The 24,544-nt window shown below is 62.3% G+C and carries 25 protein-coding genes; 10 read left to right on the top strand and 15 right to left on the bottom strand.

The window, feature by feature from the left end:
• Nucleotides 1-202: 202 nt before the first annotated feature.
• The gene (pepN, locus tag DMY87_RS00285; protein WP_110789310.1) at nucleotides 203-2,851 is read right to left on the bottom strand and encodes an aminopeptidase N; all 2,649 of its coding nucleotides are present in this window, start codon (nucleotides 2,849-2,851) and stop codon (nucleotides 203-205) included.
• 723 nt (nucleotides 2,852-3,574) lie between these two features.
• On the opposite strand from pepN, the gene DMY87_RS00280 reads away from it, so the two are divergent.
• The gene (locus DMY87_RS00280; protein WP_110789309.1) at nucleotides 3,575-4,513 is read left to right on the top strand and encodes a DMT family transporter; all 939 of its coding nucleotides are present in this window, start codon (nucleotides 3,575-3,577) and stop codon (nucleotides 4,511-4,513) included.
• A gap of 18 nt (nucleotides 4,514-4,531) precedes the next feature.
• Here the strand turns inward: DMY87_RS00280 and DMY87_RS00275 are convergent, their stop codons facing one another.
• Entirely contained in the window at nucleotides 4,532-5,761 is a 1,230-nt protein-coding gene (locus tag DMY87_RS00275) for an MFS transporter (RefSeq protein WP_110789308.1), read from the bottom strand.
• Nucleotides 5,762-6,094: 333 nt separating this feature from the next.
• Between DMY87_RS00275 and DMY87_RS00270 the strand changes: the two genes are divergently transcribed.
• Entirely contained in the window at nucleotides 6,095-6,991 is an 897-nt protein-coding gene (locus DMY87_RS00270; protein ID WP_110789307.1) for a hypothetical protein, read from the top strand.
• A 91-nt stretch (nucleotides 6,992-7,082) separates the two neighbouring features.
• Here DMY87_RS00270 and DMY87_RS24090 read toward each other — a convergent pair whose 3' ends face one another.
• The 3 genes from DMY87_RS24090 to DMY87_RS00260 all read right to left on the bottom strand — a co-directional run bounded on the left by DMY87_RS24090 (nucleotide 7,083) and on the right by DMY87_RS00260 (nucleotide 8,626).
• Nucleotides 7,083-7,241 carry a hypothetical protein gene (locus tag DMY87_RS24090; RefSeq protein ID WP_165826112.1) on the bottom strand — a complete coding sequence of 53 codons (159 nt, stop codon included), beginning with the start codon at nucleotides 7,239-7,241 and terminating at the stop codon, nucleotides 7,083-7,085.
• A gap of 142 nt (nucleotides 7,242-7,383) precedes the next feature.
• Nucleotides 7,384-7,575: a hypothetical protein gene (locus DMY87_RS00265; RefSeq protein ID WP_110789306.1), complete on the bottom strand. Its 192-nt coding sequence runs from the start codon at nucleotides 7,573-7,575 to the stop codon at nucleotides 7,384-7,386.
• A gap of 151 nt (nucleotides 7,576-7,726) precedes the next feature.
• Complete coding sequence (locus DMY87_RS00260) at nucleotides 7,727-8,626, bottom strand: uracil-DNA glycosylase (RefSeq protein ID WP_110789305.1); 900 nt, start codon at nucleotides 8,624-8,626, stop codon at nucleotides 7,727-7,729.
• A gap of 217 nt (nucleotides 8,627-8,843) precedes the next feature.
• Here DMY87_RS00260 and DMY87_RS00255 point away from each other — a divergent pair, with 217 nt between their 5' ends.
• Complete coding sequence (locus DMY87_RS00255) at nucleotides 8,844-9,221, top strand: type II toxin-antitoxin system RelE/ParE family toxin (RefSeq protein WP_110789304.1); 378 nt, start codon at nucleotides 8,844-8,846, stop codon at nucleotides 9,219-9,221.
• Nucleotides 9,218-9,511 carry an XRE family transcriptional regulator gene (locus DMY87_RS00250; RefSeq protein WP_110789303.1) on the top strand — a complete coding sequence of 98 codons (294 nt, stop codon included), beginning with the start codon at nucleotides 9,218-9,220 and terminating at the stop codon, nucleotides 9,509-9,511. The genes DMY87_RS00255 and DMY87_RS00250 overlap by 4 nt, the downstream gene beginning before the upstream one ends.
• A 253-nt stretch (nucleotides 9,512-9,764) precedes the next feature.
• Here DMY87_RS00250 and DMY87_RS00245 read toward each other — a convergent pair whose 3' ends face one another.
• The 4 genes from DMY87_RS00245 to DMY87_RS00230 all read right to left on the bottom strand — a co-directional run bounded on the left by DMY87_RS00245 (nucleotide 9,765) and on the right by DMY87_RS00230 (nucleotide 12,641).
• On the bottom strand, nucleotides 9,765-11,057 hold the full coding sequence (locus DMY87_RS00245; protein WP_110789302.1) for an Hsp70 family protein: 1,293 nt from the start codon (nucleotides 11,055-11,057) through the stop codon (nucleotides 9,765-9,767).
• 142 nt (nucleotides 11,058-11,199) lie between these two features.
• Nucleotides 11,200-11,400, bottom strand: a complete 201-nt coding sequence (locus DMY87_RS00240; RefSeq protein WP_205908121.1) for a hypothetical protein — start codon at nucleotides 11,398-11,400, stop codon at nucleotides 11,200-11,202.
• A gap of 93 nt (nucleotides 11,401-11,493) precedes the next feature.
• Nucleotides 11,494-11,727 carry a hypothetical protein gene (locus DMY87_RS00235; RefSeq protein ID WP_110789301.1) on the bottom strand — a complete coding sequence of 78 codons (234 nt, stop codon included), beginning with the start codon at nucleotides 11,725-11,727 and terminating at the stop codon, nucleotides 11,494-11,496.
• Nucleotides 11,728-11,855: 128 nt separating this feature from the next.
• On the bottom strand, nucleotides 11,856-12,641 hold the full coding sequence (locus tag DMY87_RS00230; protein WP_110789300.1) for an SDR family oxidoreductase: 786 nt from the start codon (nucleotides 12,639-12,641) through the stop codon (nucleotides 11,856-11,858).
• Between the two features lie 183 nt (nucleotides 12,642-12,824).
• Between DMY87_RS00230 and DMY87_RS00225 the strand changes: the two genes are divergently transcribed.
• Nucleotides 12,825-13,769 (top strand): hypothetical protein, encoded by a 945-nt coding sequence (locus DMY87_RS00225; protein ID WP_110789299.1) that lies wholly within the window; start codon nucleotides 12,825-12,827, stop codon nucleotides 13,767-13,769.
• An 11-nt stretch (nucleotides 13,770-13,780) separates the two neighbouring features.
• Here DMY87_RS00225 and DMY87_RS00220 read toward each other — a convergent pair whose 3' ends face one another.
• Nucleotides 13,781-14,692: an NAD(P)-dependent oxidoreductase gene (locus tag DMY87_RS00220; RefSeq protein WP_110789298.1), complete on the bottom strand. Its 912-nt coding sequence runs from the start codon at nucleotides 14,690-14,692 to the stop codon at nucleotides 13,781-13,783.
• Nucleotides 14,693-15,010: 318 nt separating this feature from the next.
• Here DMY87_RS00220 and DMY87_RS00215 point away from each other — a divergent pair, with 318 nt between their 5' ends.
• The gene (locus DMY87_RS00215) at nucleotides 15,011-16,672 is read left to right on the top strand and encodes an electron transfer flavoprotein-ubiquinone oxidoreductase (RefSeq protein ID WP_110790299.1); all 1,662 of its coding nucleotides are present in this window, start codon (nucleotides 15,011-15,013) and stop codon (nucleotides 16,670-16,672) included.
• A 171-nt stretch (nucleotides 16,673-16,843) separates the two neighbouring features.
• On the opposite strand, the gene DMY87_RS00210 is transcribed toward DMY87_RS00215, so the two are convergent.
• Nucleotides 16,844-17,218: a type II toxin-antitoxin system VapC family toxin gene (locus DMY87_RS00210; protein WP_110789297.1), complete on the bottom strand. Its 375-nt coding sequence runs from the start codon at nucleotides 17,216-17,218 to the stop codon at nucleotides 16,844-16,846.
• Nucleotides 17,215-17,502, bottom strand: coding sequence for a type II toxin-antitoxin system VapB family antitoxin (locus DMY87_RS00205; RefSeq protein WP_342588631.1), 288 nt, complete (start codon nucleotides 17,500-17,502; stop codon nucleotides 17,215-17,217). The genes DMY87_RS00210 and DMY87_RS00205 overlap by 4 nt, the downstream gene beginning before the upstream one ends.
• A gap of 88 nt (nucleotides 17,503-17,590) precedes the next feature.
• On the opposite strand from DMY87_RS00205, the gene DMY87_RS00200 reads away from it, so the two are divergent.
• Nucleotides 17,591-18,205, top strand: a complete 615-nt coding sequence (locus DMY87_RS00200) for a L,D-transpeptidase (RefSeq protein WP_110789296.1) — start codon at nucleotides 17,591-17,593, stop codon at nucleotides 18,203-18,205.
• A gap of 299 nt (nucleotides 18,206-18,504) precedes the next feature.
• Nucleotides 18,505-18,912, top strand: a complete 408-nt coding sequence (locus DMY87_RS00195; protein ID WP_110789295.1) for a winged helix-turn-helix transcriptional regulator — start codon at nucleotides 18,505-18,507, stop codon at nucleotides 18,910-18,912.
• A 51-nt stretch (nucleotides 18,913-18,963) separates the two neighbouring features.
• Here DMY87_RS00195 and DMY87_RS00190 read toward each other — a convergent pair whose 3' ends face one another.
• Complete coding sequence (locus tag DMY87_RS00190; protein ID WP_110789294.1) at nucleotides 18,964-19,986, bottom strand: zinc-binding alcohol dehydrogenase family protein; 1,023 nt, start codon at nucleotides 19,984-19,986, stop codon at nucleotides 18,964-18,966.
• Nucleotides 19,987-20,108: 122 nt separating this feature from the next.
• On the opposite strand from DMY87_RS00190, the gene DMY87_RS00185 reads away from it, so the two are divergent.
• On the top strand, nucleotides 20,109-20,507 hold the full coding sequence (locus DMY87_RS00185; RefSeq protein WP_110789293.1) for a winged helix-turn-helix transcriptional regulator: 399 nt from the start codon (nucleotides 20,109-20,111) through the stop codon (nucleotides 20,505-20,507).
• Here the strand turns inward: DMY87_RS00185 and DMY87_RS00180 are convergent.
• Entirely contained in the window at nucleotides 20,496-21,719 is a 1,224-nt protein-coding gene (locus DMY87_RS00180; protein WP_110789292.1) for an MFS transporter, read from the bottom strand. The genes DMY87_RS00185 and DMY87_RS00180 overlap by 12 nt on opposite strands.
• A gap of 258 nt (nucleotides 21,720-21,977) precedes the next feature.
• On the opposite strand from DMY87_RS00180, the gene DMY87_RS00175 reads away from it, so the two are divergent.
• Nucleotides 21,978-22,895, top strand: a complete 918-nt coding sequence (locus tag DMY87_RS00175) for a diacylglycerol/lipid kinase family protein (protein WP_110789291.1) — start codon at nucleotides 21,978-21,980, stop codon at nucleotides 22,893-22,895.
• 59 nt (nucleotides 22,896-22,954) lie between these two features.
• Here DMY87_RS00175 and DMY87_RS00170 read toward each other — a convergent pair whose 3' ends face one another.
• A complete protein-coding gene (locus DMY87_RS00170) occupies nucleotides 22,955-24,544 on the bottom strand; it encodes an ABC transporter ATP-binding protein (RefSeq protein WP_165826147.1) in 1,590 nt (529 codons plus the stop codon).

Genomic DNA, 24,544 nt, shown 5'->3' with positions numbered 1-24,544 from the left:
ATCATGGCCGATTCGGCTTGTCCAGAGCTGCCAGGTAAAGAAAATATTAACCCCTTACGCCGACTCCGCTTTTTTTATCGCGCCTGCGGCAAGCAGCTGAATCTGATGCAGGAATCGGGCGGGGAATGCCCTCGCCAGAGCATGAAATGCTAAAGACGCCGGTCGGTGACCGGCGTCTCGATGGTGCAAATCAGAGCACTGATCAGCCCTTGAGAACGCGCTCGACGATGTCGCGGACATCGGTCGACAGAGACGGGGCCGCCTCGATGGTTGCGAGCGCCTTTCGCGCATGCTCGGCGCGTACCGGCTCCAGCAGGCGCCAGGACCGGAGCGCGGTCAGGAGGCGTGCGGCAAGCTGCGGGTTGCGCGGATCGATGGCCAGGATCTGCTCGGCATAAAAACCGTAGCCGGCACCATCCGGCCGGTTGAAGCCGGTCGGGTTGGAGAAGGCGAAGGTGCCGATCAGCGAGCGCACGCGATTGGGATTGCTCGGCGTGAAGTTCGGGCTCTTCATCAGCGACTGGACGCGGGCGAGCGCATCGGCCCCCGGGATCGTCGCCTGGATGGTGAACCACTTGTCGAGCACCAGCGGGTTTTCGGCGAAGCGGCTTTCGAAGGCGGAAAGGGCCGCTTTCGTTTCCGGTGCATCGGGGAAACGATGGGCAAGGATGGTGAGCGCCTGCGACAGGTCCGTCATGTTGTCGGCCTTGGCGAAGGCATCGGCTGCCAGGGCCGGCGTATTTTCGGCGAGCGTCAGGAAGGAGAGGGCGCTGTTCTTCAACGCACGCTTGCCGGCCCCGTCCGCGTCCGGGCTGAAGGCGCCGGAAGCCGCATGCGCGGCATGGAGCGTGCCGAAGACCGCAGCACCTGCCTTGGCGATCGCCGAGAGCACGGCTTCGCGGCCGGCATGGATGGCATCGGGATCGTTGTTGCCGCCGAGTTCGCGGGCGATGTCGGCTTCGGTCGGCAGCGACAGCGCCTGGGCGCGGAAGGCCGGCTCCAGCGTCTCGTCGGCGGCGACGGCCAGGAGTGCATCGATGAAGGCGGGTGCGACCTCGATCGTGCCGCCGGCCTGGGCGGTTTTCGCGGCCGAGGTCAGGATCGGAAGCGCAATATCCGTGATCGCCTGCCAGCGGGCAAAGAGGTCGCTGTCATGGCGGGCAATGTGGATCAGGTCGTCCTTGCCCTGGGAGAAATGCAGGGTGACGGGTGCCGAGAAGCCGCGATTGAGCGAGACGACCGGACGGCTGCCGATGCCGGAAAAGGTGAAGGTCTGGGCGCGTTCGGTCAGATGCAGGACGTCGCCGGTGACCTCGCCGCCGGACACGGACGAGGCGGAAGCCTCCGAGCCGTTTTCCGAGATCAGCGCAAAGCGCAGCGGGATGTGCATCGGCTCCTTGGTGCTCTGGCCGGGGGTGGCCGGAACCATCTGCTCGAGCGACAGGGTCAGCGTCTTGGCGCCGGCGTCATAGGCCGAGGACACAGTAATCTGCGGCGTGCCGGCCTGATGATACCAGAGCGAGAACTGGGTCAGATCCTTGCCGCTTGCATCCTCGAAGCACTTGACGAAATCTTCGACCGTGGAGGCGTCGCCGTCGTGGCGTTCGAAATAGAGGTCCATGCCCTTCTTGAAACCATCGCGGCCGAGAATGGTCGCGATCATCCGGGTGACTTCCGAGCCCTTCTCGTAGACGGTCGTCGTGTAGAAGTTGTTGATCTCGCGGTATTTCGTCGGGCGCACCGGATGGGCGAGCGGGCCTGCGTCTTCCGGGAACTGCTCCGAGCGCAGATGGCGGACTTCCGCGATCCGCTTCACCGAGCGCGAGCGCATGTCGGCGGAGAACTCATGGTCGCGATAGACGGTCAGGCCTTCCTTGAGGCAGAGCTGGAACCAGTCGCGGCAGGTGATGCGGTTGCCGGTCCAGTTGTGGAAGTATTCATGCGCGATGATCGCCTCGATGTTCGCGTAGTCCTGGTCGGTCGCGGTCTCGGGATCGGCAAGCACGTACTTGTCGTTGAAGATGTTGAGGCCCTTGTTCTCCATGGCCCCCATGTTGAAGTCGGAGACGGCGACGATCATGAAGATATCGAGATCGTATTCGCGGCCGAAGACGTCTTCGTCCCACTTCATCGAGCGCTTCAGAGCGTCCATGGCATAGGTCGCGCGCGGCTCCTTGCCATGCTCGACATAGATCTTCAGCGCCACGTCACGGCCGGACATGGTGGTGAAGGTGTCTTCGACGACACCGAGGTCACCGGCGACCAGCGCAAAGAGATAGGACGGCTTGGGATGCGGGTCGAACCAGGCGGCGAAATGTTTGTCCGGGCCGAAGCCGGCGCCACCGAGGAAGTTGCCGTTGGAGAGAAGCAGCGGATTGGCGGCCTTGTCGGCGATGATGTTGATCGTGTAGACGGCGAGCACATCCGGGCGGTCGGGGAAATAGGTGATGCGGCGGAAACCCTCGGCCTCGCACTGCGTCGCATAGATGCCATTCGTCCGGTAGAGGCCCATCAGCTGGGTATTGGCCTCCGGGTTGATCATCGTCACGACGGTGATCTCGAAGGGCGTCGATTCCGGCAGGTCGCGGATGACAAGGCTCTCGGGCGTCGCGGTGTAGCGCGCGGGATCGAGCTCGATCTGGTCGAAAAGCAGGCTGGTCATGGTGAGATCGTCACCATCGAGCACCAGCGGTGCATTGGCATCGACGCCTTCACGGCGGTGGAAGATCAGACGGGCTTCCACCTTGGTTTCAGTCGGGTCCAGTTCGAAGGTCAGATCAACCCGTTCCAGAACAAAGTCGGTGGGGCGGTAGTCTGCCAGATGAACGATCCGGCCCGTATCTGTGCGCATTGTATATCCTGGTCGCTTCGAGGTTGGCCGCGACGGCGCAAGCAGATTTACTCTGCACCGAATGGGGTCAAGTTACCGGCGATGATTGCAGCAAAATCTGAACGATTGTTAAAACACGTGATATTTTTCGCTGGCCCTTTTTGGGCTCAGACAAGATCTGCACGCCAGATCGGTCGGTAAGCGGCAACACTGAAGAATAGCGCGGGGCTGATCTTTTCTCTTCGTTGCCGGCCGGTGCCGATGAGAGACGACTTGCAATTCGGCAGCCTGCGAATGCTGTCCGTGCCGTCATCTTCATTGGAAAATCAGGGGCAGGGCGCTTTGAGCGGGATGGCTGCCAGAGTGCGACTGGGCGGCGCTGAGCGGCCGCGTGGCTTTGCCGACCCGGCCCGAAGCTGTTCGCTTCGGTCGCCTTTCCACGGCACGTCTTCACCGAGGGAGAAAGAAAGGATTTGGTGATCGCAATGAATGAAATGAGCGTCTGCACTATGGAATGACGACAAATCTATGGGGCCCGGTTGAAGGCATGGTTAACGCCGGATAGCAAGAAAACCCATGCCAGAGGTGCTTTTGCCGGTCTTGAGCCTTGTTTCGGTCCGGTTGAGGTGCAAGGTCTAGCGGGCGGGTTGCACAATACGGCAGCGCGCGTCGTCCGATTGCTCTCCCGTCCTCTGGCTCGCTCAGCCTTGAAGCCGCGAACTGCCAACGAAATTGCTGACTGAAATGGCTTTTGCAGACCCAAATCCGCTCCGCGGCATTCTCCTCAAAGTGCTCTCGGTCACCGTCTTCGTTGCGATGCAGACCTCGATCAAGCTGGCGGGTGCCGGCATTGCACCCGGCCAGATCAGCTTCTACCGCTCCGCCTTCGCCATCGTGCCGATCGTGATTTATCTGGCCTTCCGGGGTGAACTGCGCCGGGCGATCCAGACGGACAATCCGCTCGGCCATGTGAAGCGTGGCTTCCTCGGCGTCTGCGCCATGGGCGCGGGCTTTTTCGGCCTGGTGCATTTGCCTCTGCCCGATGCGATCGCCATCGGTTATGCCATGCCGCTGATCGCGGTCGTCTTTGCAGCGGTGTTCCTGAAGGAGACCGTGCGGCTTTACCGCTGGACCGCGGTCTTCGTCGGCCTGATCGGCGTCTTAATCATCTGTGTGCCCAAGCTCAGCCTGTTTGCCGACGAGGGGCTGGGATCGGAAGCCGCAATCGGGGCCGTGGCGGTCCTCATCTCGGCGACGCTTGGGGCAGCGGCCATGCTGCAGGTCCGCCAGCTGGTGCGGGAGGAGAAGACGGCGACCATCGTCCTCTTCTTCTCGGTGACGGCATCCCTTTTGTCGGCCCTCACCTGGTTCTTTGGCTGGCCGGAGCTCTCCTGGCGGGCGCTTGGCCTCCTGGCCCTGGCCGGCTTCTTCGGCGGGCTCGGCCAGATCCTGCTGACCGAGAGCTACCGCTTCGCGGATGTCTCCACCATCGCACCCTTTGAATATATCTCGATCATTCTGGGGTCTGTGGCCGCCTATCTTCTGTTTGCCGATGTGCCGACATGGACGACCATCCTCGGTGCCGCGATCGTGGTTGGCGCAGGGATCTTCATCATCTTTCGCGAACACCAGCTGGGGCTCGAGCGGCGGGCCGCCAGGAAAGCCTCGACCCCGCAGGGATGAGCAAGAACAAGGCCGCGCTCAGCGATCGGGATCGTTGAGCGGTGACGCCCCGTCCGTGCCCTGCATCGGGATTGCCACGGCCTGGAAGTCGGTCTTGTCGGCAGCGGTGTCCGGACGGCGCGAGATGCGCCAGGCGGCATAGCCGGAGTAGAGCGCGAATGCGGTGGCGAGGAAGAAGATCAGGGCGTTCGGCCCGAACCACTGCATCAGAGAGCCGGCCATGACGGGGCCGGTCACGGTGCCGAGGCCATAGAGGATCATGATGGCGCTGGACAGCGTCACATACTCGTCCGGCTCCGCAAGGTCGTTGGCATGGGCCACGTTCAGCGAATAGACCGGATAGAGCACGGTGCCGACGAAGAAGCCGGCGACGTAGATGGCCGTCGCATTCTGTGCATCGAAGGCGGCCATGGCGAGGCAGGCTGCGACACCGAAGAGGCCGCAGCCGATCATGACAAGGCGGCGGTCGATGCGGTCGGAGAGACGCCCGATCGGCACCTGCGAGAGCGCACCGCCGGCGAGGAAGGCGGCGAGCAGCGTCGCGCCCTGGGTGGTGGTCATCTCGATAGTCTGCGAGTAGACGCCGCCCAGGCTGCCCCAGGTGCCAGACAATGCGCCCGACAGCAGCGAGCCGAAGAAGGCGATCGGGGAGCGGCGATAAAGCCGCTTGAGATCGAATCGGGCTTCCGCGATCGGCGTCGGCGACTGGGCGGTCGACAGGGCGACAGGGAAGAGGGCGAGCGAGAAGATCAGGGCGCAGATGATGAAGAGCTCGGGTCCGTTCACGTTGCCAAGCGGCACGATATACTGGCCGCCGATCGAGCCCACCAGGCAGGTCACCATGTAGACGGAGAACAGCGCCCCGCGATTCTCATTGGTGACGCGCTCGTTGAGCCAGCTTTCGATGAGCAGATAGGCGCCGGCGATGGCAAAGCCCGCAAGGCCCCGGAAGATCATCCACGCCCACCATTCAACGACGAGGGAGCAGAGCAGGATCGACACGGTGAGCAGGGTGATCAAGGCACCAAACACCCGCACATGGCCGACCCGGCGCACGAAGATCGGCGTCACCACGCAGGAAACCGTGAAACCGAAGGTGTAACCGGTCGCAATGACGGAGATGATGAAGGTCGACCAGCCCTCGTTGAGCGAGCGAATGGGCAGCATGTAGCCCATCAGACCGAAGCCCGCCATCATCAGCAGGGTGGACAGCATCAGGGTCGCGATCGAGGCGAGACTGGACAGCATGGAGACCCCTCGGGCGCTTTGATCGGGCGATACTGCCCCGATCGCAGCGTTTAAGGAATTTCGAAACCGACGTCCAGCGTCGCAAAACCAGGACCCCCGTGACGCATTGTGGCGGTATGGGCTAATAATTGATTGAAATCGTGCAAGTAAGTCGCTTACCTTGTCATTCGTCACTCATTGATCAGGCGGGGACGTCATCCGTCGCGCCGGAGGAGATTTATGGGGCTGTCGAGCGTGCATGGCGGGGCGACATGGGGTTTGGTTTCGAGGGTCTTGGGCATGCGTGCCGATGCCCGGCCCGCATGGCGTCAGGCTGGGAGACTGAGGTGAAGCATGGCGTTTTCGTCTGAGGACATTGCCGACCATCCGAACTTCGTCGAAGCACTGCGTGGCTTTGCGGCGTCGCTGCGGCAACAGTTCGACGAAAGCCCGCGGCTGTCGCGCATGCTGGCGTCGCATCAGCGCTGGCTGCTGAGCCAGGCGGCCTTCGCCCTGCAGCTGGAATATGATCCGACACAGCCCGGCAGTGGCCTGACCACCACCAATCTGCGCGAGATCATCACATCCAACAATGCGGCAAGCCGCAATACGGTGCTCAACTTCCTCGACCAGCTGCTGAGCTACAAGTTCGTCCGGATTGTCGGCGACCCGACACGCCGGCCGAAACGCTATGAAGCGACGGAAATCTCGTTCCAGGCGATGTACCAATGGGTCCTCACCAACCTGCTTGTGCTCGACCGGCTCGATGGCGGCGATCGCGTGTCCAGACTGCAGGGCAGGCCGGACCTGCTACGTCAGGTGCAGCCGCAGATCGCGCGCCGCGCCTGCCTGGACCCGCGCTGGCTGGAGCCACCGCCGCGCGTGGCGCTGTTTCTCTGGACAGAGGCCGGGGGGCTGGTGATGGACGAGCTGGTGCGCCGGGCGATCGAACCGTTGCCAGGCGGCGATGTCTATGAAATCGGCCGCATCGATGCGCGCCAGATGGCCGAGCATTTCATGATTTCCCGCACCCACCTGCAGCGCCTGTTTCGTCGTGCGGTGGAAGCCGGTTGCCTGTCCTGGCCCGACGATACGCGCAAGAGCTGCCTGCTGAGCCGCGATTTCCTGCGCGAATACTGCCAATGGCAGGCGGTGAAATTCTCCATCGTCGATCACGCCTATGAGAAGATCTGCGGGCCTGTGGACCTGGGAAAGCCTGAGCCGCTCCTGGGCGCGGTGCGGGAGGCCTAGGACGCGCGATCGCCGGGCGAGAGACGCCGAAAACGCAAACTGCTCGCCAGAGCGAGCCGTCGTGCGGACTATGTCGATGACGCGCCGGCGCTCAGAAGGCCAGCGGCTGCACGGCCGGGCGCTCGCCGCGGGCGATCGCGGCCTGGCGCTGATGGGCAGCGTGGGAATATTCTGCCGAAGCGCTGACGGCGTGGCCGATCTGATGCATGGCCTGACGCAGGGTGCGGACGGGATGGAAACGGATGGTCATGGGACTTATCCTCTGCTTTTCGCGCATATCTGTTTTACGTCGCCATTAGTTCATGGCTGAACCACTTGTGCAACGCACAATTCAACGGGGCTGATATGCGACGAATGCAAGGCCAAGCCTTCGGGCGCGCAGAGCGCTCGCGTCAGGCGCGGAAATCGGAGAAGACGGTCGCGGGCCGCGCAATGCGCCCGGCATGGCCAGCATAGCGGGCACTCAGCTGTTCGAGCGCGGCAGCAGGGCCGATGCGGTTGTAGGGGCTGTTGGTCCGGCCCTGATCGCCAGCGAGGCGCAGGGTCTCGAACTTGCAGTGGATGGGGCGGGTCCGAAGGCTCACGGCGGTCTTCCTTGTAAAGTGTCCCTCCCACTTTGCCCTGTGTATATCGCAGTGCAGCATTGAGTCGGCAAGTCGTTCTGTTGCGGCCCTGCCTTGCGTATTCTGCATGGCTGGTTTCATCATTTGTTTACAATGACGCTTATTTGAGCGTTTACCCTCTGGGAAGGCGTTCTGAAAACGCCAGAAGGTCCATCCAGGCGAGCGCCTTGCTGGCCGGCGCGGCGAGCAATTCCTGCGGATGCAGCGTGGCCATGGCCGGCAGCGTCTCGTCGCCGCTGCCGATTTCCCGCCATTTGCCCCTGAGCGCATGGATCGTGCCTGTCTCGCCGAAGAAGAAGCGGGCGGCGAAATTGCCGAGCACCAGCACCTGGCGCGGTTCGACAAGAGCGATCTGCCGCTCGATGAAAGGCCGGCAGATGGCGGTTTCCGGCGCCGACGGCATGCGGTCGCCGGGCGGTCGCCAGGGAATGATCGTGGTGATCAGCACGCTTTCGCGCGTCTGGCCGATGGCCATCAGCATCCGGTCGAGCAAGAGCCCGGCCCGGCCCGAGAAAGGCAGCCCCTCGCGGTCGTCGTCGGCGCTTGGCATCGAGCCGATCACCATGATGCCGGAGCTGGCCGTTCCGGCGGCGGTGATGGTCGAGCGTGCCGAGGTCTTCAGGTTGCAGCTGGCAAAGCCCTCGACGGCAGTCCTGAGTTCGGCAAGCGAGCGGGCCGATTCCGCCGCAAAGCGCGCCTCGGCCACGGCATTCTCGTCTGGAATGGCCGGCAGGGCGGAAGACTGCGACGGCTGGGGGCGGGATTGCTGCCGCTGGTCGGCGGCGGGTCCGCGCGATGGGGGGCTGCGGCCGGCGGCCGGGGCAGTCACGCCCCCTGCGGAAGCAGACGGTGACGCCGTCGACCGGCTTGTCTGACGTGCCGCCTTCTCCGCCGCAAAGGCCGCAATCCGGTCGACCGGTTCCTCCTCCAGCAGCCATTCGACACCCGCTTCCGCATGAAATGCGAGAAGGGCGGCGAGTTCTGCGGGGTTCATGTCGCGGGCCTGGATCATCGGGCTGTTCTAGAGCCAATCGGCGGGGGATGGCAAATGGAAAGCGGAGGAGCGTGTGAGGCTCGTCGGGTTGCGTAATCCGCCAATACGCTTTTCGCGCGCATGGCTTTGAGGTTAAGGTTTGTCATTGGACGTTTGAGGTTGTCCCCGGCTCACACGTGTCCTGCCCCATCAAGATTTGCAAAGATGAACCGTATAAGGTACAAAGAGGCGTCAGATGAAACGGATTGTTGCGACATTCTTCGTGACGGACGAGGGCGCCGAACCGGTAAAGGAATGGCTGAGGGCCTTGGATAAGCAAGATCGCCATATCATCGGTACTGACATCGCGGCGGTCGAGTTCGGCTGGCCCGTTGGCATGCCAATCTGTCGAGCGATCCGTGATGGCGTCCGCGAGGTGCGCTCCACAATAAGAAACGGCAGGGTCGAGGCGAGGACCTATTTCGGCATCGATCGTGCTCTGATGATTTTATTGCATGGTGAGATTGGCAAGGATGGACAGCAGAATGCGATCAAACTGGCCGTTCAGCGCTGGAAGGAACACCAGGAGCGTTCCAAGCGCGTGAAAAAGACCGACAAGGGAACAAGCAGATGAGTGAGACACCATCGTCTATCGGCGGCACGCTGGAAGATTTTCTGGAAGAGCTTGGCGAACGGGATGCAGTCTATGGCGAGGCGATCAAGCGGGTCTTGGCCTGGCAGATCGAAGACGCCCGCCAGAAGCAGTCTATCACCAAGTCCGACATGGCAGCGAGAATGGGGACGAGCCGGACCCAGTTGGAACGTGTGCTCGATCCCTGCAATGTCGCGGTCTCTCTGGATACGCTCGACCGCGCCGCGCGGTCAGTCGGCAAGAAGTTGGTGATTGAACTGGTTGACGTTTGATCCGCAGTGAACTTGGGTCTGCCCCTCATCCGCCTGCCGGCACCTTCTCCCCGCCCGCGGGGAGAAGGCCGAGACGGCCACTGTTCGCGCCTCCCTCTCCCCGCTTGCGGGGAGAGGGTAGGGTGAGGGGCAAGTATTTGCGTCGGGAGGGACGTTAAAGGAGCATTATCAGAAGGCGCCCCGCTTCCGCTGACAGATCGCCTCGCTCCAACCCTTCCCGCCGACCTCCCCCCTCAAGGAGAGCATAGAGCCTTCACGCCACCCATTGCTCGATGTCGTCGCGCTCGCCGATGAGCGCCAGACCATGGGCGATCGAGACCAGTTCGCCGCCGGTCTCGATCTTGTCTTCGGAAAAGCGGCGGCGGAAGATGTTGCGCACGGCGGGCACAAAGGAGGTGCCGCCGGTGAGGAAGACCTTGTCGATGCCGTCGGCCGGTGTGTTGGTCGTCTGAAGCACCTGGTCGAGCGCCTCTTCCATGCGGGCGATGTCGTCGGCGATCCAGCCTTCGAAGGCGGCGCGCGTCACGGTCTTTTCGCCGGCCTTGCCGAGGGGGGCGAAGCGGAATTCCGCTTCTTCCGACGAGGACAACGCCATCTTGGCTGCCGAGACCGCCTGGTAGAGCGGATAGCCTTCGTCATGGTCGATGAGGTCGATGAAGAGTTCGAGCTTTTCCGGCTCTTCCGCCTGGCGCACCAGCGATTTTAGGTCTGAAAATTCCTTTAGCGTCTTGAAGACGGAGAGCTGGTTCCAGCGCGAAAAGGCGAGGTAGTAATTGCTGGGCACGTCGAGCAGCTTGCCGAAGCTTTTGAACTGGCTGCCCTTGCCGATCTCGGGCGCCACCAGCTGGTCGATGATGCGCGCATCGAACTGGTCGCCGGCAATGCCAACGCCCGACTGGCCAATCGGTGTCGCCTTCAGCTTGCCGCCCTCGGTCTCGAAGCGGATCAGCGAGAAGTCGGTGGTGCCGCCGCCGAAGTCGGCGACGAGCACGGTCGCATCGGCCTTGAGGTTCTGGGCGAAGTAGAAAGCGGCCGCCACCGGTTCATAGACATAGTGGATCTCGGGAAAGCCAAACCGCGTCAACGCCTCGTTGTAGCGACTGGTGGCAAGGGCAGGGTCGGGATTGGCGCCGGCGAAATGCACCGGCCGACCGGCGACGAGACGCTTGGCACCAGAAGGCCAACCGTCACCGGCATAGGTTTCCAGACGCTTCAGGAAGACCTCCATCAAGTCTTCGAACTGGAAGCGGCGGGCATGCACCAGCGTGCCCTGGAACAGCGGCGAGGCGGCAAAGGTCTTGATCGATTGCAGGAAGCGACATTCGCCGGGATTGTCGATGAACTCGCGGATGGCCGCCTGGCCGGCCTCGACCTTCAGGGCGCCGGCGCCAAGCTGCCGGTCCTTCAGGAAGGACAACGCCGTGCGCATGCTGTCGGAGGTGCCGGCCGGCGAGGTATAGGCCACCGAATGGGTGTGCTCGCTGTCGTCAGCGACGGAAATGACGGTATTGGTCGTGCCGAAATCAAGCCCAAGCGCCTGTGCCATGGCCGTCGCTCCTTGTCGTTAGCAGATGTCAGGGAAGACCGGGCGATACCCGGTCAAACGCCGATCATGCCGGCGCGAATGAGGAGCGCGCCAGATGCCACAGGGGAGGGGCGAGGGCAAGCCTTAATGCGGAGGGCGGCAGTCAGGCACGCCGCCGCAACAGATAGAGGCCGACGAGGCCGGCCAGCGCCAGAAGGGCCCCGCGCAGGATCCACGGGCTCTGGTTGATCATGAAGCTGGAGGCCGGATAGGGGAAGAGGCCGGTCCCCTGGCCGATCCAGATCAGGCCCATCAGGACAGCGAGAACGGCAATGATTTTGAGGATGAGGCGCAAGGCTGACATGGGGGATGCTCCGGTTCGACCTTGAGCTTAGGCCCAACGACGCGGGGCCGCCAGTGTCCTTTTGAGGGAGCTATCCTTGAGATGGGGCGAGGGTTAAACCTCGAAATAATGCCGTGTCAGGCCCGGACGTATCTCCAGGTTTTCGCCAGCATCGCCATCGGCGAGTTGCGGCAGCAGGTGGCCGATGATCAGGCCCTGTGCGACGATGCGCAGCAGCGGCCCGCTCGCTCTCGGCGGCTCGGCCTCCTCCAGCTCAAAAAAATCGTCCTCCGCCCGCGGCGACAAGGTGTCGAGCAGGCTCCGGTCCTCATGTCCGGTTTCCATCATGTCGGGATCTCTCATCTCCCTGCAGCACTGGCGACAAGCCTTACGCGCGAGAGATTGAGAGCCCGTTCATGCAGATGATCGAATTTTAGAGGATTGCGATTGAGTGTTGAGGTGAGTGCTTCACGGCTTCAGTTCGACTTTGCTGCCCCGCCATCGACGCGCAGCATGGTGCCGGTGATGTAGCTCGCCTGTGCCGAGCAGAGGAAGGCGCCGGCGGCGGCAAATTCCTCGACCGTGCCGAGCCGTTGCGCCGGGATAGACTTGACCGAAGCGGCCCGCACCTCGTCGAGTGACTTGCCCGACCGTTTGGCGTTGGCCCCGTCCAGTTCGTCGATCCGGTCGGTATGGATGCGGCCGGGCAAAAGCATGTTGGCGGTCACGCCATAGGAGGCGACTTCCGACGACAGCGTCTTGTTCCAGCCGACCAGCGCGCCGCGCAGCGTGTTGGAGAGCGCGAGATTGGGGATCGGCTCGAACACGCCGGACGAGGCGACGGTCAGGATGCGGCCGAACCCTTGCGTCTTCATCAGCGGCAGGAAGGCATTGGTCAGCGTGATGACGCGCACAACCATGGTCTGGAAGAACATGTCGAGCGTGTCGCCATCCATGTCTTCGGCCGTACCGGGGGTGGGGCCGCCGGTATTGTTGACGAGGATATCGATGCCGCCGAGGATATCATGCACGGCATGGATCATCTGCTCGACGAAATGCCCGTCGGCGAGATCGGCCACCTCGAAATCGGCCTTGCCACCGGCCGCCCTGATCGCCTCGACATTGGCCTTCAGCTTGTCTTCGCTGCGCCCGCAGATCAGCACGTGAACGCCTTCAGCGGCGAGTGCCTTGGCAATCCCGAGGCCCAAGCCCCGCGAGGCGGCGAGCACGAGGGCGCGTTTTCCCGAAATGCCGAGATCCATGGTGAAGTCCTTCCCTGATGCGATGTGTTTGGCCGGACCCTAGCAAGGGGGCGGGGATGGGGGAAGGGGGAACAATCGTAGAGATTGTCCGATAACCTTTCAGGTTGTAGGATGTGGTGTCGCTACTATGGGGATGCAGCGCAATGTGAGGGCGGGGAGGTCGATTTGGGGTGGAAGGGGATAATGCGATCGGTGGTGGCTGCGTCGCGAGCAGCGGATCGAGAGGCGCAAAGGAGAAATAAGCAGCGGAATAAGCTGCAAATGATAGCAGATTCTGCTTCTGCAGTTGAAGACTGGCAAGCTTACTTCCGCGACTTGGTGTCGGTTCACACAAACCTTGCGGAGAAAATCGATTGGCGAAAGATCGCGTTTCAAACGATATCGCCGGAACCTCTACGATCGCACGTCGCGGAGAATCGAGCTAGAAAGAAACTGGAAGAATTTCGGCCGGGATTCTTTGATTTCGCTCGAGGTGGTACCAAGCGTCTTCGCAGCAAGCTTGAGCGGCGTTTGCAGGAGGCCATAGCGCAGGAACAACGCGATTTCGATGCTGAAGTCGCCGCGCATGGGCAAGCAGTCAAGGAATGGCAAAGCGATGTCAACTTGGCGCAGCAACTGCTAGCGGGCGAACCTCAAGCCATTCGGCAAGTCATTGAGGAAATGCAAACGCTTGACGAGGAGGAGTTAATCGGGACCGGGGTCGAATTCTCGATTGGCAAGAACTTCGTTCACGCATGTCCGACGGTGCATGGTGACGAGATCGTGCCTAAGGTCCGTCGGTCACAGTCAGCAAGCGGCCGGTTGACCGAAACTAAAATGCCTGCAGGTCAATTTCACGAGCTTTATCAAGACTACGTTGCAAGCGTCGCACTGAAAACGGCAGGCGATTTGTTCCAGATCCTACCGTTATCGGAAGTGTACGTGACCTGTAAGGCGCTATTACTGAATTCAGCGACGGGTCATAAGGATTGGACCCCGATTTTGTCGGTTCATTTCGTCAGGCAGACATTCACATCCCTCAGACTCGATGCAGTTGACCCCTCCGATGCGATAGCCAATTTTCGGCACGCCATGAAGTTCTCAAAGTCCAAAGGGTTTTCGGCAGTCACTCCTCTAGAGGCTGTCTAGTCCTCCTACCTTCAAAGCTCCGCCGGAAATCCCGGCGCCCTGAGATCCGTGCCGGTGGCGTCTTCCAAGAGTTTCACGACCTGCGACGACCAGGCATCCCCGCCATAGGCGGAGCGGGCGCGGATGAAGGTCTGCAGCGCGTGGCTGGCAAGGTCGAGGGGGACGCCGAACTCGCGGCCGAAGCCGAGCGCGAAGCCGAGATCCTTGACGGCGAGATCCATCGTGAAGTTGATGTTGTAGCTGCCGTTGAGGATCACCTGGCCCTCGGTCTCGTGCACGAAACTGTTGCCGGAGGAGGCCTTGATGATGTTGAAGGCGTCGGTGAGGTCGATGCCGCCCTTCTTGGCCAGCATCAGGGCTTCGCCTGTCGCGATCAGGTGAATGAAGGCGAGCATGTTGGTGATCACCTTGATGACCGAGGCCTTGCCGAGCGGGCCGGCGCGAAAGATCTGTTTGCCCATGGCCTGGAAGGCGGGGAGATGCAGGTCGTAAAGATCGCTGTCGCCACCGATGATCACGGTGATCTCGCCGGCCGCCGCCAGATGCACGCCGCCGGTGACGGGGGATTCGAGCATGCGCACGCCGGCATCGGCTGCGATCTTGCCGAGCCTTTGGACTTCCTGCTCGTCGAGCGTGCTCATCTCGATCCAGGTGGAGCCGGGTTTGAGGCCCTTGAGAATGCCGCGCTCGCCCGTCAGGACGCGTTCGCTGACCTTCGGCGAGGGCAGGCAGGTGATGACGGCATCGACGGCTTCCGCGACGGCTTGCGGATCGGCGGCGAATTTGGCGCCGGCGGCCACCAGCTCCTTGGCATTGTCGGGATCGAGATCATTGACCACGACGGTGAAGCCCGCCCTGACCAGACTGCCGGCGAGATGGCGGCCGAGATGGCCAAGCCCGATGAAACCATATGTGAGTGCCATGTCGTGTTCCCCTGCTGGCGTTTTGGTGGAGACTGCGACAAAGCTCAGCAACGTTCAAAGGCAGATTTTGGCGTGCGACGGGATTTGACGCTGAGGGAACAGGCACGCGGCATTTTTTGTTGGAACGGCTTGTCCCTGGTGAAGGCGAGGTCACACGCGAAATCGTCGCATTGACCCTTACGTGCACGTAAGATATTCTCACGCATCACACCGCCCTGCCGGAATTTGCGCCTTGGCGCGTCGCGCTTCGGCTCGACAATCCGGCTGGGTTTTGTCAAGGAGGAAGGCGGAAAGCACCGCCTGGCGAGGAATGACGATATGACCGAGATGGAACTGCCTGAACGCGAAAGCATGGAATTCGACGTGGTGATCGTGGGGGCTGGCCCTGCGGGTCTCTCGGCGGCGATCCGGCTGAAGCAGGTCAATCCGGACCTCACCGTCGTTGTGCTCGAAAAGGGGGCTGAAGTCGGCGCCCATATCCTCTCCGGTGCCGTGGTCGACCCGATCGGCATTGATCGCCTGATCCCCGGCTGGCGCGAAGAGGCGGATCATCCGTTCAAGACGGAGGTCACCGACGATCAGTTCCTCTTCCTCGGTCCGGCTGGCTCGATCCGCCTGCCCAACATGCTGATGCCGCCGCTGATGAACAATCACGGCAATTACATCGTCTCGCTCGGCAATGTCTGCCGCTGGCTGGGCGCCCATGCCGAAGCGCTCGGCGTCGAGATCTATCCGGGTTTTGCCGCCTCCGAAGTGCTCTACAACGATGAGGGCGCCGTGATCGGTGTCGCGACCGGCGACATGGGCATCGAGAAGAACGGTGAGCCGGGTCCGAATTACACCCGCGGCATGGAACTGCTCGGCAAATATGTGCTGATTTCGGAAGGCGTGCGCGGTTCGCTCGCCAAGCAGCTGATCGCCAAGTTCGATCTGTCGCGCGACAGCGATGTGCAGAAATACGGCATCGGTCTCAAGGAGCTGTGGCAGGTGAAGCCCGAGCATCACAAGCCAGGTTTGGTCCAGCACTCCTTCGGCTGGCCACTCGGCATGAAGACCGGTGGCGGCTCGTTCCTCTATCACCTCGAAGACAACATGGTCGCCGTCGGCTTCGTCGTGCACCTCAACTACAAGAACCCCTATCTCTACCCCTTCGAGGAATTCCAGCGCTTCAAGACCCATCCGGCGATCGCCAAGACCTTCGAGGGCGGCAAGCGTCTCTCCTATGGCGCCCGCGCCATCACCGAAGGCGGATACCAGTCCGTGCCGAAGCTTTCCTTCCCCGGCGGCGCGCTGATCGGCTGTTCCGCCGGTCTCGTCAACGTGCCCCGCATCAAGGGGTCTCACAACGCCGTGCTCTCAGGCATGCTGGCGGCCGAGAAGATTGCGGATGCGATCGCTGCCGGCCGCGCCAATGATGAGCCGGTCGAGATCGAGAACGAATGGCGTTCGACGGATATCGGCAAGGACCTGAAGCGCGTGCGCAACGTCAAGCCGCTCTGGTCCAAGCTCGGCACGGCGCTCGGCGTTGGCCTCGGCGGCATCGACATGTGGATGAACCAGCTCCTCGGCTTCTCCTTCTTCGGCACGCTGAAGCACGGCAAGACCGATGCGGCCTCGCTGGAGCCGGCGGCAAAGCACAAGCCGATCGCCTATCCGAAGCCGGATGGCGTTCTGACCTTCGACCGTCTCTCCTCGGTGTTTCTCTCCAACACCAACCACGAGGAAGACCAGCCGGTCCATCTGAAGGTCAAGGACATGGACCTGCAGAAGCGTTCCGAGCTGGGCATCTATGCAGGCCCTTCGACCCGCTACTGTCCGGCGGGCGTCTATGAATGGGTGGAGAAGGAGGGCGAGGAAACCTTCGTCATCAACGCGCAGAACTGCGTGCACTGCAAGACCTGTGACATCAAGGACCCCAACCAGAACATCACCTGGGTGCCGCCCCAAGGCGGCGAAGGGCCGGTCTACCCGAACATGTAAATGTTCGGGAGGCAGGCCAGCACGGACCGCCGCCGGGAACTTGGTGGCGAAGGGCCGGTTTATCCGGGGATGTGAGACTATACGGGGCGGTCGAGAGGCCGCCCTTTTCACATGCGGTAGGACCTAGCCGAGCGAGATGCGCTGCGCTGTGCGGCCTTTTGCACCTGGGTGCTAGTGGAAGAATACCGGCGCGTGCAACCCCATGGTCTCTGCGATCCGGTGGAGCCTACGATCGCGGGTCCAAAGTCGATCAGAGCGTGAAATCATGACGGATGCCAACAAATGGGCATCCACGTAACCGATGCCGGTGCCAAACAGCTTCTGGCTCCGGATCAGATGGCGCACTTCGCCGTCATCTGCGCGCGCAATTGAGGGAAGATGCGAGAGCATTTTCATGATGTCGTCATAGCGAGGGATATGGCCGAGCGACAGCTCGCCGATCACGAAGGGATGGATCAGGATCTCTTCATTTTCCAGCAACTCCTGAAGTGTCGGGTCATTCGACCGGAGGTGATCGATCCAGATGGAGCTGTCGGCCAGAATCATTCAGGCTCGACCGGATCGAAACGCCGACGTGGCGTTGCAACAAGATCAGGAGCGCTGCCGCCAAGGCGTGCCAGCCGCCGCGCGGCCTCGCGCTGCACGAGGGCTTGCAGCGCGATGCGCATGAGCGTGGGGATTTCGTCAATGCCGGTATATTCCCTGGCATCAGCCAGCAACGCGTCGTCGATTTCGATGTCAACTCGCATCTTCATATCTCCTGCGGTGCGAGGATAACATTGCGGCATCTCTGCTTCAATCTGCTTCCGATCCCGCCCCATCTTCGCCATCGGTCTTAACAGGCATGCCCGGATTTAACCCACCGTTAACCATAAATTCCTAGGCTCCTCGGCAACGAATCTTATTCCGAGGACGTCCATGACCATTTCCCGCCGAGGTCTCCTGATCGGCCTGCCGCTTCTTCTGGCCGGCTGCCAGTCCATGCCCAACCAGCAGGCCATGTATGGCGACATGCCGGATGAGCCCCATCCGCTGAAAAAGGTGCCGCTGGAAAAGATCAAGCCGGAACTGCGTCGTCAGCAGGTGGCCTACGAAACATCCCATCCGGCCGGCACGGTGGTGGTCGATACGCCGGCCCGGCGCCTCTACTACGTGCTGGGTGGAGGCCAGGCGATGCGCTACGGCATCGGCGTCGGGCGCAATGGTTATGCGCTCGCCGGCAATGCCTATGTCGGCCGCAAGGCCGAATGGCCAACCTGGACACCGACGCCGAACATGATCCGCCGCGATCCGGAAAAGAACCTGAAATATGCTGGCGGCCTGCCGGGTGGTCCGAACAATCCGCTGGGTGCCCGCGCCATGTATCTCTACCGCGACGGCAACGACACCATGTTCCGTCTGCACGGCACCAACCAGCCCTGGTCGATCGGTCAGGCCATGTCGTCCGGTTGCGTGCGCATGATGAACCACGATGTGATCGATCTTTACGAACGCGTGAAGGTCGGCACCAAGGTCGTGGTGATGCAGGCCTGATCCCTTCCATTCAGACGATCCGTCATGGCGCTGGTCCCCCGACCGGCGCCATTTTTCATGGGCGTAGCAGAGGAGGTCACAGGCTTTCACGAGTGTGAAATTGCACTTGTCGTTTCAATCGCGCGTCCCCATGTGCCGGCAGTGAAACTTTCCGGCGCGCTTTTGCGTCCAATATCCTGTTGACGCTGTGTCGACCAATTCCGGCAGGCGGGAGGCTTTCCGCTCTGCCCGGCCAGGACTAAATGGGAACAGACGCGCCGGGGTGCCGGCGGCGTCGAAGATTTGAGAAGGAATTTTGAATGGCGCGCGAAACCAATTCCGGACTGTCGGATCTCGGTGGTTGCCAGATCGAGGCGACGCTCCAGCTTCTCGATGGCAAATGGAAAGGCGTGATCCTCCACCATCTCCTGAAGGATGATGTCCTGCGCTTCAATGAGTTGGCCAAGCGCCTCTCGTCAATCACTCATAGAATGCTGTCGAAGCAGTTGCGGGACATGGAAGTGGCGGGGCTTGTGGCCCGTACCGTGTATCCGGTGGTGCCGCCGCGCGTCGACTATTCGCTGACACCGCTCGGGCGGAGCCTTGAACCTGTCCTGCAGGCGATTGGTCGCTGGGGTCAGGAAAACCTCGTTTCCGTCGAAGGCGCCGCCCTGAAGCCGAGCGAAGGTCCGGTGGGCAGCGCCGCCATCATGCGTTCGGCCGCCTGAGGATGCGTCCATAGTGGCCGCCGGAAGGGGCGGCCACTGATCGATTGCAGCTCAGCGCGGAAAGCCCTCAAGCACGATCTTGCCGCGCGCCCGGTTGCTCTCGATGATGGCATGCGCCTTCATCAGGGTCTCGGCCGTGATCGGTCCGAGCACGGTGTCGAGCGTGGTGCGAATTTTGCCCGCGTCGATCAGCTCGGCCACATGGTTCAGGAGCTTATGCTGCTCGATCATGTCCGTAGTCTCGAACATCGGGCGGGAGAACATCATCTCCCAATGCAGCGATACCGCCTTGCCCTTGAAGGCCATGATGTCGAAGCCTTCGGCGAAATCGTCGATCAGGCAGATCCGGCCGGCCGGTGCGATCAGCTCGGCGAGATCCAGGCGGTGCTGGACGCTATGCGTGACCGAGAAGACGAAGCCAGGCGCGCCGATGCCGAGTGCTGCATATTCAGCCGCCAGCGGCTTGCTGTGGTCGATGATGTGATCGGCGCCCAGCGACTTCGCCCAGGCGGCAGTTTCCGGCCGCGAGGCGGTCGCGACCACCGTGAAGTCGGTGAGCTGCTTGACCAGCTGAATGGCGATGGAGCCGACGCCGCCGGCACCGCCGGTGATCAGCACGACGGGCGCCGCACCCGGCACGGGAATGTCCAGCCGCAGCCGATGGAACAGCGCCTCATAGGCGGTTATCGCGGTGAGTGGCAGGGCGGCAGCCTCCGCAAAGGACAGGCTCCTCGGCTTTCCGCCAACGATGCGCTCGTCGACCAGATGATACTCGGCATTGGTGCCCGGCCGACCGATCGCACCGGCATAATAGACTTCGTCGCCTGGCTTGAAGAGGCTGACATCCGGACCAACGGCCTTGACGATACCGGCGGCATCATAGCCGAGGATCCGTGCCTCGCCTCCAGCCGGCTGGAAGTTGCGGCGCACCTTGGTATCGACCGGATTGACCGATACGGCCTTGACCTCGACGAGCAGGTCGCGCCCATGCGCCACGGGCATCGGAAGCTCCAGGTCGATGAGGGCGGTGGGCGAGGTGATGGGCTGGGGGGCGTGGAAGCCGATGGCGCGCATGGCGATCTCCTGTAGTGTTTGCACGCATCCCATTAAGGCTATAGAATCGCACTTCGCAAGAATGCACATTTTATGTCTGTAGCCACAAATATGCCCCTCAGTATCAAAGAGGATACCACCCGATGTCGAAGCCCCGAGCGAAGATGACCAACAACTTTCCCGGCTGCCCGGTCGAAACGACGCTCAGCTTCCTCGACGGCAAATGGAAGGGTGTCATCCTCTATCACCTCGTGACCGATGGCACGCTGCGCTTCAGCGAGCTGCGTCGGCGCCTGCAGGCGGTGACCCAGCGCATGCTGACCAAGCAATTGCGTGAACTGGAAGAACAGGGTCTGGTGACGCGGACCGTTTATCCGGTTGTGCCGCCCCGGGTGGACTACGCGCTCACCCCTCTCGGCCTCAGCCTCAGGCCGGTGATCATGGTGCTGGAGCAGTGGGGCAGCAGCCATGTCGAATGCAAGGACGGCAAGCGCACGATGATAGAGCCTGAGGACGTCGCGGCGGAAGCCTCAGCCGCTTGACGCCTTCTTCTCGAGCGCCATCGAGACCAGGAAGATGGCAAGGCCAAAGGCCGAGAGTACGGCCCCGACATAGCCGGTTGCGCCGTAACCGTAGCCTGCAGCAATCACCAGCCCGCCGAGCCAGGCGCCGAGCGCATTGGCGATGTTGAAGGCGGAGTGGATGGTGGCGGCCGCCAGCGTCTTGGCGTCAGCCGCCACATCCATGATCCGGGTCTGCACGGCCGGGCAGGCGGCAAAGCCGCAGCCCGTCAGGAAGACGCAGATGCACAGCATCACCGGATTGTGCGCGGTGAGCGAAAAGACGCTCATCAGCGCGATGTTGAAGCCGAGCATGCCGCCGATCGTGCCGTTCAGCGAGTAGTCGGCCATGCGGCTGCCGACGACATTGCCGACATTCATGCCGATGCCGAAGAGCGCCAGCACCACCGCGACCATGCTGGCCGGCAATCCAGCGGTGTCGGTCACAGTCTTGGCGATGTAGCTGAAGATCGCGAACATGCCGCCAAAGCCAACGGCGGCGACAGCCATGGACAGCCACACCTGCACCCGGCCAAAGGCGGACAGTTCGCGCAGCATGCTGGCGCCTTCGATCACCTTGTCCTTCGGCAGGTAGATGGCAATCAGCGCCACCGCCAGCGCCCCGATGGCTGCAACCATCAGGAAGGCGGTGCGCCAGTCCATCAGCTGGCCGAGGAAGGTCGCGATCGGTGTGCCGATCAGGGTGGCGATGGTGAGGCCGAGCATCACGCGTCCGACGGCACGCACCCGGCGATGCGGCGGCGCCATGGAGGACGCGACCAGCGCCGCGACGCCGAAATAGGCGCCGTGCGGCAGGCCGGTGATGAAGCGCAGCGCCGTGAAGCTGAGGAAGCCGGGTGCGATCGCGCTGGCGAAATTGCCGAGTGCGAAGATCCCCATCAGCAGGAGCAGAAGCGTCTTGCGCGGCAGCTTGGCGGCAAGGGCTGCAATGATGGGCGCACCCAGCACGACGCCGAGCGCATAGGCCGAGATCACATGGCCGGCCTGGGGCACGCTGACGCCATAGGTCGTGGCGACTTCCGGCAGCAGTCCCATGATGACGAATTCGCCGGTGCCAATCCCGAAACCGCCGGCGGCGAGCGCAATTTCGATCAGCAGGATGGCCGTGGCGCTGAGGCTGCCAGACGGGTTAGGGAGGGTCTGCGGGCTGTCGAGCGTGGAACAGTCGGTCATGAAAACACCAGAGCGCGCCGAAAGCCACGGCGCAAAATCGCTTCGGGGAAGCCTTGATGGGAAAACGGCGCAGGGCCGGACGAGGAATGAATTTGTTGTTTATCATGTCCATATGCGTCGCAGCAAAGGCTTTTGCAGGCGCTTCTGTCATGAACCTCTCTTGAATTTGCCATGCTGACTGTCGATCTGTGGGACGGCAGAAACTTTTGATCAGGCCGCACGTTGTGACCCCGTTGGCCGGGGCTGTGAAGGAATTCCATGAAGATCAAGGCGGTACTCAATCGCGACGGCGGGACCTTCAAGACCACCGACATGCAGGTCTATTGTGCGAGCGCCACGGAGGCCTTCGCCAGGCACGGCCACGAGCTCGATTGCGCGGTGGTGGCCGGTGACGAAATCGTCGAGGCGCTGCAGAAGGCGGTCGAGACCAAGGGCATCGATGCCGTACTGGCAGGCGGCGGAGACGGCACGATTTCGGCCGCAGCCGGCATTGCCTGGAAGGCAGGGCTGCCGCTCGGCGTCGTACCGGCCGGCACGATGAACCTCTTTGCCCGCTCGCTGAAACTGCCGCTTGATATCTGGAAGGCGCTGGACGTGCTGGCGCAAGGAGAGGTGGCTGCGGTCGACATCGCCACGGCGAATGGCCGCCCTTTCGTGCATCAGTTCTCGGCCGGCCTGCATGCCCGCATGGTGCGCATGCGCAACCAGATGGATTTCGCCTCGCGCCTTGGCAAGATCAGGGCCAGCACCAGTGCAGCCTTCGGCGTCATGCTCGATCCGCCACGTTTCGAGGTCGTCTTCGATATCGACGGCGATGGACGCAGCGATGAGCGGCCTGTGTCGGCGATCTCCGTCTCCAACAATCCGCTCGGCAACAACTCGCTGTTCTTCGCCGACCGGGTCGACACCGGCAAACTCGGCGTCTATCTGGCCGCCCCGCTGGAGCCGACCGGGGTTGGGCTTTTGGCCTTCGATATCCTGCGCGGCAAGTTCAAGGAGAACGAGGCCGTGACGGCATCGACCGCGGAGAAGGTGCATCTGCATTTTCCCAAGCATCGCAAGGGCGCTGCCTGCGTGCTGGATGGCGAGTTGCTGCGCATGCCGGCGGATGTCGAGCTGAAGATCCATCCGGGCGAGTTGAAGGTGCTGGTGCCGCCACACCAGCCCGCCGGATAAACGAAAACGGCGGCCCGTGGTGGAGCCGCCGTCATTTTTGACCGAGCAATCGGCCGATTTCAGTGGCTGAAAGCCGCAGCGATCAAGTCGCGGGTATAATCCTCCTGCGGGCGATCGAAGATGGCCTCGGTGTCGCCCTGCTCGACGATCTTCCCGTTCTTCATCACGATCACATGGTCGGACATCGCCCGGATCACCGAGAGGTCGTGGCTGATGAAGACGTAGGACAGGCCATGTTTGTCCTGCAGATCGCGCAGAAGCTCGATCACCTGACGCTGAACCGAGCGGTCAAGCGCCGAAGTCGGCTCGTCGAGGATGACGACCTTCGGCTTCAAGATCATGGAACGCGCAATCGCAATGCGCTGTCGCTGTCCACCCGAGAACTCGTGCGGATAGCGGTTGCGCGCCGCAGGATCGAGGCCGACTTCCTTCAGCGCTGCAATGGCGCGTGCATCCCGCTCTGCGCGGCTGAGCTGCGGTTCGTGCACGTAAAGGCCTTCGGTGATGATCTCGCCAACCGTCTGGCGGGGCGAGAGCGAGCCGTAGGGATCCTGGAAGACGAGCTGCAGCTGCTTGCGGAAGGACCGCATGCCGGCCCGATCGAGACCCGAGATGTCGTTGGTTTCGAAGCGGAAGGCACCATCGGCCGTGAGCAGCTTCAGGAGTGCGCGACCGAGCGTCGACTTGCCCGAACCGGATTCCCCGACGATGCCGATGGTCTGCCCCTGACGCAGGCGCACGCTCACCTGGTCCACCGCCCGGAAGGTACGATTGGGACGCAGGAAACCGCCGCTGCCGATGTCGAAGTCGACGATGACGTTGCGGCCTTCCAGGACGACCGGCGCATCATCGGCCGGCGGTGCCTTCGTGCCCGTCGGCTCGGCCGCCAGCAGCATCTTGGTATAGTCGTGCTGCGCATTGCCGAAGATCGCGTCACGGCTGCCCTGTTCGACGATCTCGCCCTTGCGCATCACGACCACCCGGTCGGCGACGTGTTTGACCACGCCGAGATCGTGGGTGATGAGCACGATCGCCATGCCGAAGCGTTTCTGCAGGTCGGCGAGCAGCGTCAGGATCTGCGCCTGGATCGTGACGTCTAGCGCAGTGGTCGGCTCGTCGGCGATCAGCACGTCGGGCTCGTTCGCCAAGGCCATCGCGATCATCACGCGCTGCCGCTGGCCACCGGACATTTCATGCGGATAACTGTCGATGCGGCGTTCCGGGTCGGGGATGCCGACGAGCTTCAAGAGCTCCAGCACGCGGGCGCGTGCCGCACTCTTGCTCATGCCACGATGGTGGATCAGCGGTTCGGCGATTTGCCGGCCGATCCGGTAGAGCGGATCGAGCGAGGTCATCGGCTCCTGGAAGATCATGGTGATCTTCGAGCCGCGAACCTGATTGAGCGTCGAGAGCGGCTGGCCGACGAGGTTGGTGCCGCCATACATGGCCTCACCGCTAACGCTGCCGTTCTTGGCGAGCAGGCCCATGATGCCCATCATCGTCTGGCTCTTGCCCGAGCCGCTCTCGCCCACGATGGCGAGCGTCTCACCCTTCTTCACGTCGAAGCTGATGCCCTTGACCGCTTCGACGGTGCCGTCGGGCGTCTGGAAGGTGACCTGCAGGTCGTTGACGGTGAGGACCGGTGTCAT

It is taken from the genome of Peteryoungia wuzhouensis, from assembly GCF_003205195.1.
Classification (GTDB): domain Bacteria; phylum Pseudomonadota; class Alphaproteobacteria; order Rhizobiales; family Rhizobiaceae; genus Allorhizobium; species Allorhizobium wuzhouense.
This window is presented reverse-complemented; position numbering and strand designations above follow the sequence as displayed.

Coding starts and splice junctions, on each gene's coding strand:
- pepN (WP_110789310.1), bottom strand. CDS start 2,851: ATGCGCACAGATACGGGCCGGATCGTTCATCTGGCAGACTACCGCCCC.
- DMY87_RS00280 (WP_110789309.1), top strand. CDS start 3,575: ATGGCTTTTGCAGACCCAAATCCGCTCCGCGGCATTCTCCTCAAAGTG.
- DMY87_RS00275 (WP_110789308.1), bottom strand. CDS start 5,761: ATGCTGTCCAGTCTCGCCTCGATCGCGACCCTGATGCTGTCCACCCTG.
- DMY87_RS00270 (WP_110789307.1), top strand. CDS start 6,095: ATGGCGTTTTCGTCTGAGGACATTGCCGACCATCCGAACTTCGTCGAA.
- DMY87_RS24090 (WP_165826112.1), bottom strand. CDS start 7,241: ATGACCATCCGTTTCCATCCCGTCCGCACCCTGCGTCAGGCCATGCAT.
- DMY87_RS00260 (WP_110789305.1), bottom strand. CDS start 8,626: ATGATCCAGGCCCGCGACATGAACCCCGCAGAACTCGCCGCCCTTCTC.
- DMY87_RS00255 (WP_110789304.1), top strand. CDS start 8,844: ATGAAACGGATTGTTGCGACATTCTTCGTGACGGACGAGGGCGCCGAA.
- DMY87_RS00250 (WP_110789303.1), top strand. CDS start 9,218: ATGAGTGAGACACCATCGTCTATCGGCGGCACGCTGGAAGATTTTCTG.
- DMY87_RS00245 (WP_110789302.1), bottom strand. CDS start 11,057: ATGGCACAGGCGCTTGGGCTTGATTTCGGCACGACCAATACCGTCATT.
- DMY87_RS00240 (WP_205908121.1), bottom strand. CDS start 11,400: ATGTCAGCCTTGCGCCTCATCCTCAAAATCATTGCCGTTCTCGCTGTC.
- DMY87_RS00235 (WP_110789301.1), bottom strand. CDS start 11,727: ATGATGGAAACCGGACATGAGGACCGGAGCCTGCTCGACACCTTGTCG.
- DMY87_RS00230 (WP_110789300.1), bottom strand. CDS start 12,641: ATGGATCTCGGCATTTCGGGAAAACGCGCCCTCGTGCTCGCCGCCTCG.
- DMY87_RS00225 (WP_110789299.1), top strand. CDS start 12,825: ATGCGATCGGTGGTGGCTGCGTCGCGAGCAGCGGATCGAGAGGCGCAA.
- DMY87_RS00220 (WP_110789298.1), bottom strand. CDS start 14,692: ATGGCACTCACATATGGTTTCATCGGGCTTGGCCATCTCGGCCGCCAT.
- DMY87_RS00215 (WP_110790299.1), top strand. CDS start 15,011: ATGACCGAGATGGAACTGCCTGAACGCGAAAGCATGGAATTCGACGTG.
- DMY87_RS00210 (WP_110789297.1), bottom strand. CDS start 17,218: ATGATTCTGGCCGACAGCTCCATCTGGATCGATCACCTCCGGTCGAAT.
- DMY87_RS00205 (WP_342588631.1), bottom strand. CDS start 17,502: ATGGCGAAGATGGGGCGGGATCGGAAGCAGATTGAAGCAGAGATGCCG.
- DMY87_RS00200 (WP_110789296.1), top strand. CDS start 17,591: ATGACCATTTCCCGCCGAGGTCTCCTGATCGGCCTGCCGCTTCTTCTG.
- DMY87_RS00195 (WP_110789295.1), top strand. CDS start 18,505: ATGGCGCGCGAAACCAATTCCGGACTGTCGGATCTCGGTGGTTGCCAG.
- DMY87_RS00190 (WP_110789294.1), bottom strand. CDS start 19,986: ATGCGCGCCATCGGCTTCCACGCCCCCCAGCCCATCACCTCGCCCACC.
- DMY87_RS00185 (WP_110789293.1), top strand. CDS start 20,109: ATGTCGAAGCCCCGAGCGAAGATGACCAACAACTTTCCCGGCTGCCCG.
- DMY87_RS00180 (WP_110789292.1), bottom strand. CDS start 21,719: ATGACCGACTGTTCCACGCTCGACAGCCCGCAGACCCTCCCTAACCCG.
- DMY87_RS00175 (WP_110789291.1), top strand. CDS start 21,978: ATGAAGATCAAGGCGGTACTCAATCGCGACGGCGGGACCTTCAAGACC.
- DMY87_RS00170 (WP_165826147.1), bottom strand. CDS start 24,544: ATGACACCGGTCCTCACCGTCAACGACCTGCAGGTCACCTTCCAGACG.